Below are 15,520 nucleotides of genomic sequence, written 5' to 3'. Positions count from 1 at the left end.
GGTGTCCGGCGGATCAGGCCGTACCGGACCTGTGGCCGGCCGGGGCCCGGACGGACACGCCCTGAGCCCGGCCCCGGAGCCCGGCGCGGCCCGTCGGCGGATCAGCGCCGGGTGGCGAAGTCGCCGAGTCCCTTGTCCAGCAGCTCGAAGCCGCGCTCGGCGAGCGCGACGGCATCCGGCGCGACCGCGTCCGCAGGCTCCCCCGCCAGCAGGCGCAGTTGGTTCGCGCCGATGAGGGAGTTGCGGGTGGCGATCAGCTGGGCGGCCGCGATCCGGGCGATGGACGGCTCCTCCCCCTCCTTCACCAGGACGTCGGCGAGCAGGTCGAAGGAGCGCATCGAGAAGGCGTGGGCCCGGATGAGCAGCGCCGGGGTCTCCTGGATCAGCCGGCGCAGCCCGAGCACCACCGGCGCGTCGCTCATTCCGGCCGAGGGGTCACGGGCCTCGACGGCGGCCAGGAACTGGCGCCGCACCGCGGCCACCGCGGACTCACCGGGTGCCCGGTCCCGGACCACCCGCGCGACATCGCCGACGTGCTCCTCCATGGGAGCGAGGACGAGGTCTTCCTTGCTCGCGAAGTAGTTGAAGACGGTCATCTTCGACACCTCGGCCGCTTCGGCGATCTCGGCGACCGAGACCTTGTCGAAGCCGCGCTCGGCGAAGAGCTCCGTGGCGACGGTCAGCAGACGGTGTCGCGTCTGGAGCTTCTTGCGCTCGCGCAGACTCATCCCCTCAGTCATGGCCTCACTGTACCAGGATGAAGATTGATCCCAGATCAATTCTTGACCCAATACATTTCCCTGTGTTGGTGGCCCGGGCCGCGCCCCCGTACCGCCCGCGTATCTCCCGTACCGCCGAAGGCGCAGGACGGCCCCGCCCGGGAACATGAACCGGGCGGGGCCGTCCTCCACAGCGGCGGTGCGTCAGGCGAGCAGAGCCGGAATGGTCTCCTCGTGCGCCGTGCGCAGCTCGCTCAGCGGAATGCTGAATTCGCCCTGGATCTCGATCTCCTCGCCGTCCACGACACCGATGCGGGTGACGGGCAGACCCCGCGCCCCGCACATGTCGTTGAAGCGGAGCTCCTCGCTGCGCGGAACGGAGACGACCGCGCGCCCCGCCGACTCGGAGAAGAGGAACGTGAACGCGTCCAGACCGTCCGGCACGACCAGCCGGGCACCCTTCCCGCCGCGCAGGCAGGACTCGGTGACCGCCTGGATCAGACCGCCGTCGGAGAGGTCGTGCGCCGCGTCGATCATGCCGTCGCGGGAGGCCGAGATCAGGATCTCGCCGAGCAGCTTCTCGCGGCCCAGGTCGACCTTGGGCGGCATGCCGCCCAGATGGCCGTGGATCACCTCGGACCAGGCCGAGCCGCCGAACTCCTCACGCGTGTCGCCCAGCAGGTAGAGGAGCTGGCCCTCCTCCGCGAAGGCGACCGGCGTACGCCGGGTGACATCGTCGATCACACCGAGCACGGCCACGACCGGCGTCGGGTGGATCGCCGTCTCACCGGTCTGGTTGTACAGCGACACATTGCCGCCGGTGACCGGGGTGCCCAGCTCCAGACAGCCGTCCGCGAGACCACGGGTGGCCTCGGCGAACTGCCACATGACGTCCGGGTCCTCGGGCGAACCGAAGTTGAGGCAGTCCGAGATCGCGAGCGGCTTGGCGCCGGAGGCGGCGACATTGCGGTACGACTCCGCCAGCGCCAGCTGCGCACCGGTGTACGGGTCGAGCTTGGCGTACCGGCCGTTGCCGTCGGTCGCCATGGCCACGCCCAGGTTCGACTTCTCGTCGATCCGGACCATGCCGGCGTCCTCGGGCATCGCGAGCACCGTGTTGCCCTGCACGAACCGGTCGTACTGGTCCGTGATCCAGGACTTCGACGCCTGGTTCGGCGAGGCGACCAGCTGGAGGACCTGCTCGCGCAGCTCGGCACCGTTCGCCGGGCGGGCCAGCTTGCCCGCGTCGTCGGCCTGCAGCGCGTCCTGCCAGGACGGGCGGGCGAACGGACGGTGGTACGTCGGGCCCTCGTGGGCGACGGACCGCGGCGGTACGTCCACGATCTGCTCGCCGTGCCAGAAGATCTCCAGCTGGGAGCCCTCGGTCACCTCACCGATGACGGTGGCGATGACGTCCCACTTCTCGCAGATCTCCATGAAGCGGTCCACGTGCTGCGGCTCGACGATCGCGCACATGCGCTCCTGAGACTCGCTCATGAGGATTTCCTCGGGCGAGAGGGAGGAGTCGCGCAGCGGCACGGTGTCCAGCTCGACGCGCATACCGCCGGAACCTGCGGAGGCCAGCTCGGAGGTGGCGCAGGAGAGACCCGCGCCGCCGAGGTCCTGGATGCCCGCGACGAGCTTCTCGCCGAAGATCTCCAGGGTGCACTCGATGAGGAGCTTCTCCTGGAACGGGTCGCCGACCTGGACGGCCGGGCGCTTGGCCGGGCCGGTCGACTCGAAGGTCTCCGAGGCCAGCACCGAGACGCCGCCGATGCCGTCGCCGCCGGTGCGGGCGCCGTACAGGATCACCTTGTTGCCGGGCCCGGAGGCCTGCGCCAGGTGGATGTCCTCGTGCTTCATCACGCCGATGCAGCCGGCGTTGACGAGCGGGTTGCCCTGGTAGCAGGCGTCGAAGACGACCTCGCCGCCGATGTTGGGCAGACCGAGGCAGTTGCCGTACCCGCCGATGCCCGCGACGACACCCGGGAGGACCCGCTTGGTGTCGGGGTGGTCGGCCGCACCGAAGCGCAGCGGGTCGACGACCGCGACCGGACGGGCGCCCATGGCGAGGATGTCGCGGACGATGCCGCCGACGCCGGTGGCCGCGCCCTGGTAGGGCTCGATGTACGAGGGGTGGTTGTGCGACTCGACCTTGAAGGTGACCGCGTAACCCTGACCGACGTCGACCACACCGGCGTTCTCGCCGATGCCGACGAGCATCGCGTCGTTGACGGGGACCTTCTCGCCGAACTGCTTGAGGTGGACCTTGCTGCTCTTGTACGAGCAGTGCTCGGACCACATCACGGAGTACATGGCGAGCTCGGCGCCGGTGGGACGGCGGCCCAGGATCTCGCGGATCCGGGCGTACTCGTCCTCCTTGAGGCCGAGCTCCTTCCAGGGCTGCTCGACGTCCGGGGTCTCGGCCGCGTGCTTGACCGTATCCAGGCTCATGCGTTGACCAGCTTCTTGATGATCGAGGTGAAGAAACCGAGACCGTCGGTGCGGCCGGTGCCGATCAGCGGCTCGACGGCGTGCTCCGGGTGCGGCATCAGACCGACGACGTTGCCCGCGGCGTTGGTGATGCCGGCGATGTCGCGCAGCGAGCCGTTGGGGTTCCTGTCCAGGTAGCGGAAGGCGACCCGGCCCTCCGCCTCCAGCTCGTCGAGCACGCGCTCGTCGGCGACGTAACGCCCGTCCATGTTCTTGAGCGGTACGGAGATCTCCTGGCCCGCGGAGTAGTCCGCCGTCCAGGCCGTCTCCGCGTTCTCGACGCGCAGCCTCTGGTCGCGGCAGATGAAGTGCAGGTGGTTGTTCCGCAGCATCGCGCCGGGCAGCAGATGCGCCTCGGTCAGGATCTGGAAGCCGTTGCAGATGCCGAGGACCGGCATCCCCGCCCGCGCGTTCTCGATGATCGTCTCCATGACCGGCGAGAAGCGGGAGATGGCTCCGGCCCGCAGATAGTCGCCGTAGGAGAATCCGCCCGCCAGGATGACCGCGTCGACCTGGTGCAGGTCCTTGTCGCGGTGCCACAGCGACACGGGTTCGGCGCCCGCGACCCGTACGGCCCTCAGGCTGTCCCTGTCGTCGAGCGTGCCGGGAAAAGTGACGACTCCGATACGAGCAGTCACTTCGACTCCTCGGCCTTCTCCACCTTCACGGTGAAGTCCTCGATGACGGTGTTGGCGAGGAAAGTCTCGGCCATCTCGTGAATACGACCGAGGGCGGCGTCGTCGACCGGCCCCTCGACCTCCAGCTCGAAACGCTTTCCCTGACGTACGTCCGCGATTCCCTCGAAGCCGAGACGGGGCAGTGCACGCTGCACCGCCTGTCCCTGCGGGTCGAGGATCTCGGGCTTGAGCATGACGTCGACTACGACGCGTGCCACTGGCACTCCCGGTGGTGGTGTGGTGCGGCTGTTTCTCCGGGGGGCTCCCCAGACCCCCGCAGGTCCCCTCAGCCTACCTGGCCAGAATTTCTACGCGGGTAGATATGGCCAACCGTCGTTCACACCCGGATATCGGCGCGACAACACATGGGGAAAGTCCTGCAAAAAAAATCCTCACCGATGGCACACATAGAAGGCTGACACGCGGAGTTAATTGGATGGGCTTCACAATGCGGCACCCACCGCTGTACAAATGATTACCGGGGAATGCAGAATTGCCCCTAATCTGTCGACGCCGGTCGACTCACATCCGCCCACATCCGCCCGACAGCCGGAAGGCCGGCATCAGCGCATGCCAGACGTGCCGATGCCGTAGGAAAGGACCGATATCCGTGGCTCAGCGCGTAGTGGTCACCCTCTTCGACGACATCGACGGGGGAGCAGCGACGGAAACGGTCACCTTCTCCCTGGACGGGAAGTCGTACGAGATCGACCTCAGTCAGTCCAACGCAAAGAAACTGCGCAAGATTCTGGCGCCGTACATCACGGCGGGCCGAAAGCAGACAAATGCCAGTAAGCACGGCAGGACTCCCACCTCGTACCGGCACACCGCGCTCGCACCCGCCCCGGCGGCCGTGCGCGCCTGGGCCCGCTCCCACGGGATGGAGGTGCCGGCCCGCGGCCGGATCCCCAAGAAGGTCTACGAGGCGTTCAGCGAGGCCAGTTGAGACCCCGGCCCCGGACAGGCCGCCCGGACAGGTCGCCATGACCGGGCGCCGGAACGGTCTTCGGGCGCTCCCGCGCACCCCCCGACGACACCGCGCGGCCACCGACTTGCGCTACACCCCCGCAGGTCGGCTAAAGTCTGGAGCACGCCGAGGGGCAAGGCCGCACAGCCGAACCTCACGCAGCGTGCGGGTGTAGTTCAGTAGCAGAACATCCCCCTTCCAGGGGGAAGGCGCAGTGTGCAATTCCTGTCACCCGCTCTGCATCGCTCTTAATCGACCACTCCGGTGAATCGGGTAGAGTAGTGCTCGCACCGCTCGATGGATCCCCTTACGGGGAGTACAATGAGCGGCAGCAATGCGGACGTGGCTCAGTTGGTAGAGCATCACCTTGCCAAGGTGAGGGTCGCGAGTTCGAATCTCGTCGTCCGCTCTTGATCGGATTGTTCGAAGGCCCTGGTCGATATCGACCAGGGCCTTCGTCGTATTCCCTGGTTCGCGACTCTGCCGCATGCCCATGACGTTTGTCATGAGCAGTGGTGACAGCTCGCACTGCTCGCGGCCACGATCCGACGGAAATCTGTAGGCATGACGAGCGACGACATTCCCAGCGACCGTGCGGGCGGCGCCGTGGCGGACATCACAGCCGGCTCCATGACCACCGATTCCGTGACCACCCACTCCGTGGCCGATTCCGTGATCGAGGCGAGCGGGGTGCGGCGGCGCTATGCCGGTGGCTTCGAGGCCGTGGCCGGTGTCTCCTTCTCGGTGGCGCGCGGTGAACTCGCCGACGGTGTGAGTGTCGCCACATCTCTGCGGGCCGAACTGCCCGGCTGCCGGACGATGACCGTGACGAGTCACGGCCGGCCGGGCCATCTGAAACGGGCACGGGCGGCGGGCGTGCGGGCCTTCGTACCGAAGACCGTCAGCGCCCGGCAGCTGGCCGGGATCATCCGTACCGTGCATGCCGGAAACCGTTACGTGGATCCGGAGTTGGCGGCCGACGCGATCTCCGCCGGGGACTCGCCGCTGACCGCGCGCGAGGCCGAGGTGCTGGAGCCGGCGGCCGACGGGGCGCCGGTCGCGGAGATCGCGGAGCGGGCGTCGCTGTCGCAGGGAACCGTACGGAACTACCTCTCGGCGGCCGCCTCGAAGCTCGGGGCGGAGAACCGGCACGCGGCGGTGCGTCTCGCACGCGAGCGCGGATGGGTATAGTGGTGCTCGCGCTTCGGCGCTTGCGGACGTAGCTCAGTTGGTAGAGCGCAACCTTGCCAAGGTTGAGGTCGCCAGTTCGAACCTGGTCGTCCGCTCGGTTCAGCAAGAAGCCCCCGGCCTTTCGGCCGGGGGCTTCTTCGTTTTCCGAGCCGCTCACTGCCAGGGCGTGCCGGTGAGGTGTTCGTACGCCTCCAGGTACTTCGCCCGGGTCGCGTCCACGATCTCCTGGGGCAGCGCCGGGGGCGGCTGCTCGCTCCGGCGGTCCCAGCCGGAGGCCGGTGAGGTCAGCCAGTCGCGCACGAACTGCTTGTCGTAACTGGGCTGGGCCCTGCCCGGCTCCCAGGTGGCGGCGGGCCAGAAGCGCGAGGAGTCCGGGGTCAGCACCTCGTCCGCGATGATCAGCTCCTCGCCGCCGTCGGCCGTGGGGGCGAAACCGAACTCGAACTTCGTGTCGGCGAGGATGATCCCGCGCTCGCGCGCGATGTCACGGGCCCTGCTGTACACGTCCAGCGTGGTGCGGCGCAGCCGGTCGGCGGTCTCCTCGCCGACCTGGCGGGCCACTTCCTCGTAGCTCACGTTCTCGTCGTGGTCTCCGACGGCCGCCTTGGTGGCGGGGGTGAAGATCGGCGCCGGGAGTTCGGAGCCGTCGACGAGGCCCTCGGGCAGCGCGAGACCGCAGACGGTGCGGGACTCGTTGTACTCGGCGAGGCCGGAGCCGGTGAGGTAGCCGCGGGCGACGCACTCGACCGGGACCATCCGCAGCGACGTGCAGATCAGGGTGCGGCCGGCCCAGTCCGCGGGGGCTCCGGCGGGGAGCTCCGTGGACAGGACGTGGTTCGGTACGAGATCGCTGAGCTGGTCGAACCACCACAGCGAGAGCCGGGTGAGCACCCGGCCCTTGTCCGGGATCTCGGTGGGCAGGACCCAGTCGTACGCGGACATGCGGTCGCTGGCGACCATGACGAGGTCGCCGGCCTCGTTCCGGTACAGGTCGCGCACCTTGCCGGTGTGGAGGTGGGTGAGCCCCGGGACCTGCACTGGCTCGGGCTTTTCTACAAATCCGGACACGCTGCCTCCGCGTAGGTTGATCCAGGAGTCGTTCCGATTCTCCCGTATCGGGGTGCGGTGGGGTGGAGCGGGGCGTCCGTGGCGCCGGGTGCGGTACGTGCCGTGGCCTCGGAGATGTGCAGGGCACGGGCCACGGTGATGTACCGGGCGCGGGCCGCGGAGGCGTTTCAGTCGCGCTTGCAGATGCGGTCGAGGAGGTTGGCGGTGGCGCGCTGGATGCGGGGATCCACATGGCCGGGGCGGTCCAGGGCCGGAGACCAGGCGAAGGTCCCGGAGGCGAAGACGAGGGCGCCGGACGGGGCCCGGTACAGGGACGTCTCCTGGTGGCGCTTGACTCCTTCGCTGTCGAGGTACGGGGAGTGGGCGAGCAGGATGCGGTTCTCGTGCTCGGGGAGTGCGGTGCGCGGGAAGTAGCGGTCGGCCTCGCCCGCGACCAGGCCGTCGATCTCGTCGCCCTCGCCGGCGTCCGTCGCGTCCCACAGCCAGTGCTCGGCGTTCCGTACGACCAGTGGGTGCGGATCGGGGACCCGGCCCGCGTACTGGATGCCGAGGAGCTGCTGCTCGGGGCGGTCGATCTCGCGCCAGAGCGCGGGCTTTCCCGGGCCGCGTCGCTTGCGGCAGGTGAGCAGCCGGTCCGGGACGCCGGACGGCGACGGGGAGAGGCTGACCTGCCAGTACATGGTGTTGGCGGAGAGGAAGACGAGCGAGGTGCCGCTGTCGCGGGCGAGTTCGGCGGTACGGCGCATGGGCACCGACCAGTACTCGTCGTGGCCGGGGAAGACGAGGCCCCGGTAGCGGCACGGGTCGATCCGGCCCGCGTGCAGATCGCGGGTGTCGGCGTACGCGATGTCGTAGCCGTAGCGCTCGGCCCAGCGGATGAAGTCGTAGGCATGACCGACGTGGAGCGGCAGGCCGGCGCCCGCGTACGGGCGGTCGAAGGAGACGGTGACCGCGGCGTCCTCCTCGCCCAGGAGGCGGCCCTGCTCGTCCCAGGCGTGGTAGAGGCTGGCGCCGGTGCGGCCGTCCTCCGGGTAGAGGTTGTACGCCTGCCAGGTGATGTCCGGCAGGACCAGCAGCAGATCGGCCGGGTGCGCGTCGCGGACGGTGAACGGGATGTGGGAGCGGTGTCCGTCGACCGTGGTGAGCACCGCGACGTACGCGCCGATCGACCAGTACGAGGGGATCTGCAGCCGCCAGGACTGCCACCAGTGGTGGCAGGAGACCGTGCGGTCGGCGGTGAGCGGGGCCGGCTGGACGATGCCGGAGAGCCGGGGGCTCGTGGTGATCTGGGCTGCGCCGTCGCCCCCGTAGTGACCGATGCGGTAGATGTCCACGGAGAACTGCTGGGGCGGGTCCACCGTGACGTGGAAGTCGATCGCCTCGCCGGGGGCGGCGGCGCCCGTGGAGATGAAGCCCTTGATCTGGCGGTGCACGTCGTCGGCCGTACGCGTACCGCCGTCGGTCGAGCCGCGGGCCAGCGTGGGGTCCGCGTACCAGGGGACGACATGTCCGGTGTCGTCGAAGTAGTTCTCACTGCCGCGCAGCCAGGGGAGGGGGCCCTGGCCGAAGGGATCGGAGACGGCATGCGCGAGGGCACCCGACTCCCATCGACGAATCTGCTCCGCCCCCATATCGCTTCCCTCCCCCGGTCCCCCGGACAACAACAGTGAGCCACCGGCTGATCGTCATCGGTGACGGCCGACGGCGAGGTCACCGGTGACCGCCTCCGGCCGTGCGCCATCGGTGCGCCAACAGTGATGCGCCGACTGTCAGCGTCGATCCCCAGCACATCACATAACGCACGCACTCCGTCACCGTTCGTCGCGAAAAGACGTGAACGGAACCTGCCTTTCCGGGTATTGAGGGTGCGGCGGCCCCGGCGGCGTTGCCTCTGAGGGGGGGTGGGGCCGCTGTGGCCCGGCTCTGCTGTGGTGTCCGGCTCTGCTGTGGTGTCCGGTTCTGTCGTCGCTTCTGGTTCTGTCGTCGAGTCCGGTTCCGCCGTCGAGTCCGTTGAGGAGTCCGGCTCCGCTGTCGAGCCTGTTGGCGAGGTCCGTGGTTCAGACCAGACGGACGGGTTTGTCGGTGCGTACGCCGACCGACGCGAGCCAGGAACGCAGCGGTCCCGCGTCGCCGTCCTCGACCAGGCTGAGGACGGAGACGCCCAGATCCGCCCGGCGCTCGCCGTCGACCAGCAGCGCGGGACCGTCGAGCCAGTCGAGTCCGGGCGCGGCACCCGCCGTGTCGACAGCGGCGCAGCAGACCATCGCCGCGACGTGGTCGGCTACCAGCTCCGTACCCGTACGGGGCGGCTGGAGGGGGAAGAGCGGAAGGGGGTCGGGGCCCCAGATGTCCAGGGCGTCCCCGCCCGCGTGAGCACCGCCGGGGACGCCCGCCGGGCCCGATGTGCCGCCGGCCGGGCCCGATGTGCCGCCCGCCGGGAGCCGCCCGGTCGCGGCCTCCTCGCGGGCCATCGCGGCGCCGATCCCGGCCGCGAGCTCCTCGCCGCTCCCGCTCCGGCCTGCCAGATGCTCGACGACACGCGCCAGCGTGGGCACTCCGGCGTTGATGCCGGTGGCGCCGATGTCCGTGGGGAATGCGGGACGGTGGGAATCGGGGCCGGGGCCGTGACTGTCGGCGGCCGGTGCGGGCGCCGTATCCATCGAGTCGAGGACTCGGTGCAGGCGTGCGGCCTCGGTGCGCCACTTCCGGTCGACCACCTCTTCCGGATACTGCTGCCAGTCGACGGGCGACCAGTCGGGACCGGACTCCGCCGGGCCGCCGTGGAAGAGCCGGGCCGCCAGCAGCGACGCCGCCTCGTCGGCCGCGCCCGGCTCCTCCAGGAGGTCACAGGCGGGACGCTCGCCGAGGCGCGAGGTGAATCCGTCGGCGAGCCGGTCGCGCCGGGAGAGCTCGGTGAGTGCGGATACGACGCCCGCGTCCAGCCGGGACGGCCAGCGGCCCATCTGCCAGGCGGGCAGCGCGACCCGGGTGAGCAGCCGGTCCCAGCCCGCGTAGGCGAGGCCGACCTGCTCCTGGGCGACGATTCGCAGACCGTAATCCACAGCCTGTGCCCGAACCGACGCGGCGGCGGCGACACCCCGCTCCATCTCCGCGGCATGACCGCGACAGCTGCGCAGCAGCAGCCGGGCGATCCAGCCGACGAAGACGCGCGGCACCCCGCGCACCCCGGACAGCGGCCCGGGAACGGGCACGGTGGCGTCGGCAACCGCTCCGTCCAGTCCTCGTACGAAACGGCGCGCCGCGGCTATGTCGGGATGCGCGGAGGGGCCCGTGCCCGCGACGACCGGGGCGAGCACCGCCCGTAGCTCCGCGACCCGCATCCACCACAGGAACGGCGAACCGATGACCAGCACCGGGGCCGCTTGGAGCCGACGACGGCTCCGGCCCGCCGGACGTGCCCCTGGATCCGCCCCGCGATCCGCTCCGGGGCCGGCCGCGGGCTGCGCTGCGGGGTGCGTACGGTCCTCCAGCCAGCTGTCGCAGTCGGGCGTGAGGGCTATCGCCGAGGGCGCGGGGACCCCGAGCCGGTCGGCGAGGTCCCTGACCAGGCGGTAGAGATCGGGGGCGGCTTCCTCGGCGAGCGGAACGGTCGGGCTGACCGCCGGCCTCGCCCGTACGACCGCGAGCGCGACCGCCGTGGCGAGCAGGAGCACGACGACCGCGCAGGCCGTCACGGCCCAGCGCGCCGTGTCCCAGCCGCTGCCGACGGCAAGGCCCTGGGCGACGGCGACGTGCAGCACGACGGCGGCCGCCGCGGGCAGGATGGCCACGGCTGTTGCTCTGCTGCGGATGCGCAGCAGAGCGAGAGCTCGGGCGCGCGCACTCTGCGCACCCAGCTCCTCACTTGTACCGGTACCGGACACGGCCGGACGTCACCCCCTCTGCCCCCGCGGCGGTGTTGTTCACTCCCCCACTGTGGCACCCGTCACTGACATCGCAATGCCAGTGGGCCAAGTGCCGGAATGCTTGCGCCGCACCCTAGTTGGGGCCTCGGCGGGCGTCATCCGGATGGCTCAGCCGTCACTCGATGGAATGGCTTTGGGCAAAGGTGCTGACGCGCCGCTCTCCTTGGGGCAGCGGCGCGTCAGCAGGCGTGGGCGTGGTCGTCCGGCTCAGGCTTCTGCGGCCGTGCCCGGATCGTCCGGTCTCAGGCTTCTGCGGCCTTCCGGGCAATGTCCGTACGGAACTGCGAGCCGTCGAGCCGGATCCGGGACACCGCTGTGTAGGCCCGCTCGCGGGCGGCGGCGAGGTCCTCGCCGGTCGCGGTCACGGACAGCACCCGGCCGCCCGCACTGACGATCGTGTCGCCGTCCCGCCCGGTCCCGGCGTGCAGGACGTACGCATGCGGGGCATCCTGCGCCGCCACGTCGTCGAGCCCGTCGATCGGGTCGCCCGTCCGCGGCGTACCCGGGTAGTTGTGCGAGGCGATGACCACGGTGACGGCGGCCTCGTCGCGCCACGCGAGCGGGGGCAGCTCGTCGAGGGAACCGTTGGCGGAGCCCAGCAGGACACCGGCCAGCGGGGTCTTCAGGCGGGCCAGGACCACCTGGGTCTCGGGGTCACCGAAACGGGCGTTGAACTCGATCACCCGGACGCCGCGCGACGTGATCGCGAGGCCCGCGTACAGCAGCCCGGAGAACGGGTTGCCGCGGCGGCGGAGCTCGTCGACGGTCGGCTGGAGCACCGACTGCATGACCTCGTCGACCAGCTTGGGGTCGGCCCACGGGAGCGGGGAGTACGCGCCCATGCCACCCGTGTTGGGGCCCTCGTCGTCGTCCAGGGCACGCTTGAAGTCCTGCGCGGGCTGGAGCGGCAGCACGGTGGTGCCGTCCGTGATCGCGAAGAGGCTGACCTCGGGGCCGTCGAGGAACTCCTCGATGACCACGCGGTCGCAGGCCAGCGCGTGGGCGCGGGCCGCCTCGACGTCGTCGGTGACGACGACTCCCTTGCCCGCGGCGAGACCGTCGTCCTTGACGACGTACGGGGCGCCGAAGGCATCGAGAGCGGTGTCGATCTCGGCGGGGGTGGTGCACACGTAGCTGCGGGCGGTCGGGACGCCGGCCCCGGCCATCACGTCCTTGGCGAACGCCTTGGAGCCCTCCAGCTGGGCCGCCTCACCGGAGGGGCCGAAGCAGGGGATGCCCGCGGCACGCACGGCGTCGGCGACCCCGGCGACGAGCGGCGCCTCCGGGCCGACGACCACCAGTTCGGCGCCCAGGTCGGTGGCGAGGCGCGCGACGGCGTCGCCGTCGAGTGCGTCGACCGGGCGCAGTTCGGCCACCTCCGCGATACCGGCGTTGCCGGGAGCGCAGTACAGAGCGGTGACGTCGGGGTCGAGGGAGAGAGAGCGGCACAGGGCGTGTTCGCGGGCGCCGCCGCCGATGACGAGGACCTTCACGGGGTGCAGCCTAGCCGCCGGGGCGCGGCGGCCTTGACGGACGGCCGCTCCGTGGACACTTCCGGGCACGGCCGGGCGGCCCGGGCAGCCCGGAACGCACCCCGCCATTCGTTGCTACTCGTTGGTGAACTCCTCCACGACCGTGGCGCCCAGCTCGCGGACGATGAGGTCGTGCCCGGAGAGCGCCGAGTCGACGAGGTCCGGGTCGTCGGCCTCCGGGGTGTCGTCCTCGGGAGCGACCGATCGCGGGGGCTCGGGCGCGGAGTACGACTGCGGTACGGGCGCGGCGGCGGGTGCGGCGCCCGGCTGCTGGTGCGGGGCGGGGGCGGGCCGGGGTTCGTAATTCTGCTGGGGCGCGGGGGCCGGACGCTGCGGCGGCGCAGGGGCGGCAGCGGAGGGGCGGCCGCCACCGGTCTGCGGGGGTGTGCCCGCGCCGCCCGACGGATCGACGATCGCCTCGATCTTCCACTGGGCGTTGAACCGCTCGGCGAGGGCCTGCTTCAGCACGTCCTCGCTGCCGCTGCTGGTGAAATTGTCGCGCGCGCCCGCGTTCAGGAAGCCGATCTGGAGGGTGGCGCCGTCGAAGCCGGTGACCTGGGCATTCTGGCTGAGCAGGATCCAGGTGAACCGGCGGCGGTTCTTCACGGCCTCCAGAATGTCCGGCCACATGTTCCGTACCTGGCCGGCGCCTTGCGTCGTTCCGGGCCCCGAAGCCGCGACGGCGGGCCCCGGTGCCGCGGGCGGGGCCTGGGCCGGGGCGGGGGCCTGCGCGGCCTGCGGGACCGGCGACTGGCCGGGGGCGGAAGCGGTCGGCCAGCCACCGGGGCGGCGGCCGGAATCCGGCGCGGCGGCGGTGGGCCAGGCACCGGGACGCTGCCCGCCCGCGGAAGCCGGGGCCGGGGCCTCGGCGGGCGGCTGCGGAGCGGCGGGTGCGGCAGGCGGCACGGGCTGCGCGGGTGCCGGGGGTGCGGCGGGTGCCGGCGGTGCCGCGGGGGCGGGCGCCTCCCCCCGTACTGCCGCGCGCGCGGCAGTGGATCCGGCGCCGGGCTGCACGGCCGGTGCGACGGGGGCATGGGCCAGGGCCTCCGGCCCCGGTGCGTACCCCATGGCGGGCCCCGGTCCCGTGGTCGCGAAGGACGCGCCGCGCTCCAGCCGGTCGAGCCGGGCCTGCAGTGAGCGCTCGTCGTCGAAGGCCGCGGGCAGCAGCACCCGGGCGCAGATCAGTTCGACCTGGAGGCGCGGCGAGGTCGCCCCGCGCATCTCCGTCAGCCCCTCGTTGACCAGGTCGGCGGCGCGGCTCAGCTCGGCGGCACCGAAGACGGACGCCTGGGCCTGCATCCGCTCGACGACATCGGCGGGTGCGTCGATCAGGCCCTTCTCCCCGGCATCCGGTACGGCGGCGAGGATCACCAGGTCACGCAGCCGCTCCAGGAGGTCGGCGACGAAGCGGCGCGGGTCGTTGCCGCCCTCGATCACGCGGTCCACGACCTCGAACGCCGCGGCCCCGTCGCCCGCCGCGAAGGCGTCCACGATGGAGTCGAGCAGCGAGCCGTCCGTATAACCGAGCAGCGAGGTCGCCATGGCGTATGTCACACCGTCGTCGCCCGCACTGGCCAGCAGCTGGTCCATCACCGACATCGCGTCACGCACGGACCCGGCCCCGGCCCGCACGACGAGCGGCAGCACGCCGTCCTCGACGGGGCTGTTCTCCTTGGCACAGACCTCTGCGAGGTAGTCGCGCAGCGTGCCCGGCGGAACCAGGCGGAACGGGTAGTGGTGCGTACGCGACCGGATCGTGCCGATGACCTTCTCGGGCTCGGTGGTCGCGAAGATGAACTTGAGGTGCTCCGGCGGCTCCTCGACCACCTTCAGCAGGGCGTTGAACCCCGCCGGTGTGACCATGTGCGCCTCGTCGATGATGTAGATCTTGTAACGACTCGACGCGGGCCCGAAGAACGCCTTCTCCCGCAGATCACGGGCGTCGTCCACGCCACCGTGCGATGCGGCGTCGATCTCGATCACATCGATCGATCCCGGACCGTTGCGCGCGAGGTCCCGGCAGGACTGGCACTCCCCGCACGGCGTGGGCGTCGGCCCCTGCTCGCAGTTCAGACAGCGGGCCAGGATGCGCGCGCTGGTCGTCTTGCCGCAGCCGCGCGGACCGCTGAACAGGTACGCGTGATTGACCCGGTTGTTCCGCAGGGCCTGCTGCAGCGGGTCAGTGACATGCTCCTGCCCAATGACCTCGGCGAACGACTCGGGGCGATAGCGGCGGTACAGCGCAAGGGACGACACACATACGAGGTTATCCGGGCGGACCGACAACCGGCCCCGGACCGGACGGAGCGCCGCCCCGCACCCAGGAAACACAAGGGCCCCCCACGCACCCGCCAGAGCCGACCTACCCTTGCTGCCTTCCGGCCCTGGGGGAGTTCAGTCAGATAGCGCCACGTGAGGGGCTGACGCCCACCTTAACCGATCCCCACCCCTGCCGGTCCACTCCCCCACCCTCCCGAACCACCCCGGACGAGCCCGAGCGGATGCCCGACGGGAACGGGTTCGCGAGCACTCCTCAACGTCTTGTATTGTTTGCCGCGGAGGATTCGCCTAGTGGCCTAGGGCGCACGCTTGGAAAGCGTGTTGGGGGCAACCCCTCACGAGTTCGAATCTCGTATCCTCCGCCATTGCTCTCACCGGGCAATACGTCGAAGGGCCCCACCGTTCGCGGTGGGGCCCTTCGACGTTCGTGGTCTCAGTTCTGGTCTCACTTGCTCCTCCTGCCGCTGTCCCGAAGGACCCAACCCGGTCGTTTGCCTGCGTCGGCGCCTTGGCCCGTGAGCACGCCACCGACCAGTCCTCGCCGAAGCCGCCGCCCTCATAGACTCCCGGACTAGTACTCCAGCCGGACTTCTCCATTAGCGCTGGTCAACGGCTTGGGCGTGGAGAGTGTAGCGGGCTGGAATGGGGGTGGGACGGTCTTTGCCGG

The 15,520-nt window shown here is 70.8% G+C and carries 11 protein-coding genes, 4 tRNA genes and 1 other RNA gene; 6 read left to right on the top strand and 10 right to left on the bottom strand.

The genetic code is table 11. From position 1 onward, the window contains the following. Nucleotides 1-101 precede the first annotated feature (101 nt). From ACFVV1_RS33505 to purS, 4 genes are all read right to left on the bottom strand, one after another. On the bottom strand, nt 102-740 hold the full coding sequence (locus tag ACFVV1_RS33505) for a TetR/AcrR family transcriptional regulator (protein ID WP_389997223.1): 639 nt from the start codon (nt 738-740) through the stop codon (nt 102-104). A 183-nt stretch (nt 741-923) separates the two neighbouring features. Next, nucleotides 924-3,173 (bottom strand): phosphoribosylformylglycinamidine synthase subunit PurL, encoded by a 2,250-nt coding sequence (gene purL, locus ACFVV1_RS33500; RefSeq protein ID WP_389997221.1) that lies wholly within the window; start codon nt 3,171-3,173, stop codon nt 924-926. Next, the gene (purQ, locus tag ACFVV1_RS33495; RefSeq protein ID WP_389997218.1) at nt 3,170-3,850 is read right to left on the bottom strand and encodes a phosphoribosylformylglycinamidine synthase subunit PurQ; all 681 of its coding nucleotides are present in this window, start codon (nt 3,848-3,850) and stop codon (nt 3,170-3,172) included. The genes purL and purQ overlap by 4 nt, the downstream gene beginning before the upstream one ends. Then, nucleotides 3,847-4,107, bottom strand: a complete 261-nt coding sequence (gene purS / locus ACFVV1_RS33490; protein ID WP_037695153.1) for a phosphoribosylformylglycinamidine synthase subunit PurS — start codon at nt 4,105-4,107, stop codon at nt 3,847-3,849. The genes purQ and purS overlap by 4 nt, the downstream gene beginning before the upstream one ends. A gap of 392 nt (nt 4,108-4,499) precedes the next feature. On the opposite strand from purS, the gene ACFVV1_RS33485 reads away from it, so the two are divergent. The 5 genes from ACFVV1_RS33485 to ACFVV1_RS33465 all read left to right on the top strand — a co-directional run bounded on the left by ACFVV1_RS33485 (nt 4,500) and on the right by ACFVV1_RS33465 (nt 6,142). After that, nucleotides 4,500-4,835 carry an Lsr2 family protein gene (locus tag ACFVV1_RS33485; RefSeq protein WP_389997215.1) on the top strand — a complete coding sequence of 112 codons (336 nt, stop codon included), beginning with the start codon at nt 4,500-4,502 and terminating at the stop codon, nt 4,833-4,835. 186 nt (nt 4,836-5,021) lie between these two features. After that, a tRNA-Gly gene (locus tag ACFVV1_RS33480) sits at nt 5,022-5,093 on the top strand. 99 nt (nt 5,094-5,192) lie between these two features. Continuing rightward, nucleotides 5,193-5,265 (top strand) — tRNA-Gly (locus tag ACFVV1_RS33475). Nucleotides 5,266-5,420: 155 nt separating this feature from the next. Continuing rightward, complete coding sequence (locus ACFVV1_RS33470; protein WP_389997213.1) at nt 5,421-6,047, top strand: LuxR C-terminal-related transcriptional regulator; 627 nt, start codon at nt 5,421-5,423, stop codon at nt 6,045-6,047. A gap of 22 nt (nt 6,048-6,069) precedes the next feature. Next, a tRNA-Gly gene (locus ACFVV1_RS33465) sits at nt 6,070-6,142 on the top strand. A 58-nt stretch (nt 6,143-6,200) separates the two neighbouring features. Here the strand turns inward: ACFVV1_RS33465 and ACFVV1_RS33460 are convergent. The 6 genes from ACFVV1_RS33460 to ffs form a co-directional block, all read right to left on the bottom strand. Next, nucleotides 6,201-7,115 (bottom strand): phosphoribosylaminoimidazolesuccinocarboxamide synthase, encoded by a 915-nt coding sequence (locus ACFVV1_RS33460; RefSeq protein WP_389997210.1) that lies wholly within the window; start codon nt 7,113-7,115, stop codon nt 6,201-6,203. A gap of 167 nt (nt 7,116-7,282) precedes the next feature. Continuing rightward, nucleotides 7,283-8,746, bottom strand: a complete 1,464-nt coding sequence (locus tag ACFVV1_RS33455; RefSeq protein WP_389997207.1) for a N,N-dimethylformamidase beta subunit family domain-containing protein — start codon at nt 8,744-8,746, stop codon at nt 7,283-7,285. A gap of 426 nt (nt 8,747-9,172) precedes the next feature. After that, nucleotides 9,173-10,999, bottom strand: coding sequence for a hypothetical protein (locus tag ACFVV1_RS33450; protein ID WP_389997205.1), 1,827 nt, complete (start codon nt 10,997-10,999; stop codon nt 9,173-9,175). A 284-nt stretch (nt 11,000-11,283) separates the two neighbouring features. Continuing rightward, complete coding sequence (purD, locus tag ACFVV1_RS33445) at nt 11,284-12,534, bottom strand: phosphoribosylamine--glycine ligase (protein ID WP_389997202.1); 1,251 nt, start codon at nt 12,532-12,534, stop codon at nt 11,284-11,286. 114 nt (nt 12,535-12,648) lie between these two features. Beyond that, a complete protein-coding gene (locus tag ACFVV1_RS33440; RefSeq protein ID WP_389997199.1) occupies nt 12,649-14,829 on the bottom strand; it encodes a DNA polymerase III subunit gamma and tau in 2,181 nt (726 codons plus the stop codon). A 72-nt stretch (nt 14,830-14,901) separates the two neighbouring features. Next, an RNA gene (gene ffs, locus ACFVV1_RS33435) (signal recognition particle sRNA small type) lies at nt 14,902-14,998 on the bottom strand. 132 nt (nt 14,999-15,130) lie between these two features. Between ffs and ACFVV1_RS33430 the strand changes: the two genes are divergently transcribed. Beyond that, a tRNA-Ser gene (locus ACFVV1_RS33430) sits at nt 15,131-15,218 on the top strand. The last annotated feature ends 302 nt before the right edge of the window (nt 15,219-15,520 follow it).

Source organism: Streptomyces sp. NPDC058092 (assembly GCF_042884935.1).
Taxonomy (GTDB): Bacteria; Actinomycetota; Actinomycetes; order Streptomycetales; family Streptomycetaceae; genus Streptomyces.
Note: the sequence above shows the minus strand (reverse complement) of the source record. Positions and strands in the feature narration are given on the sequence as shown.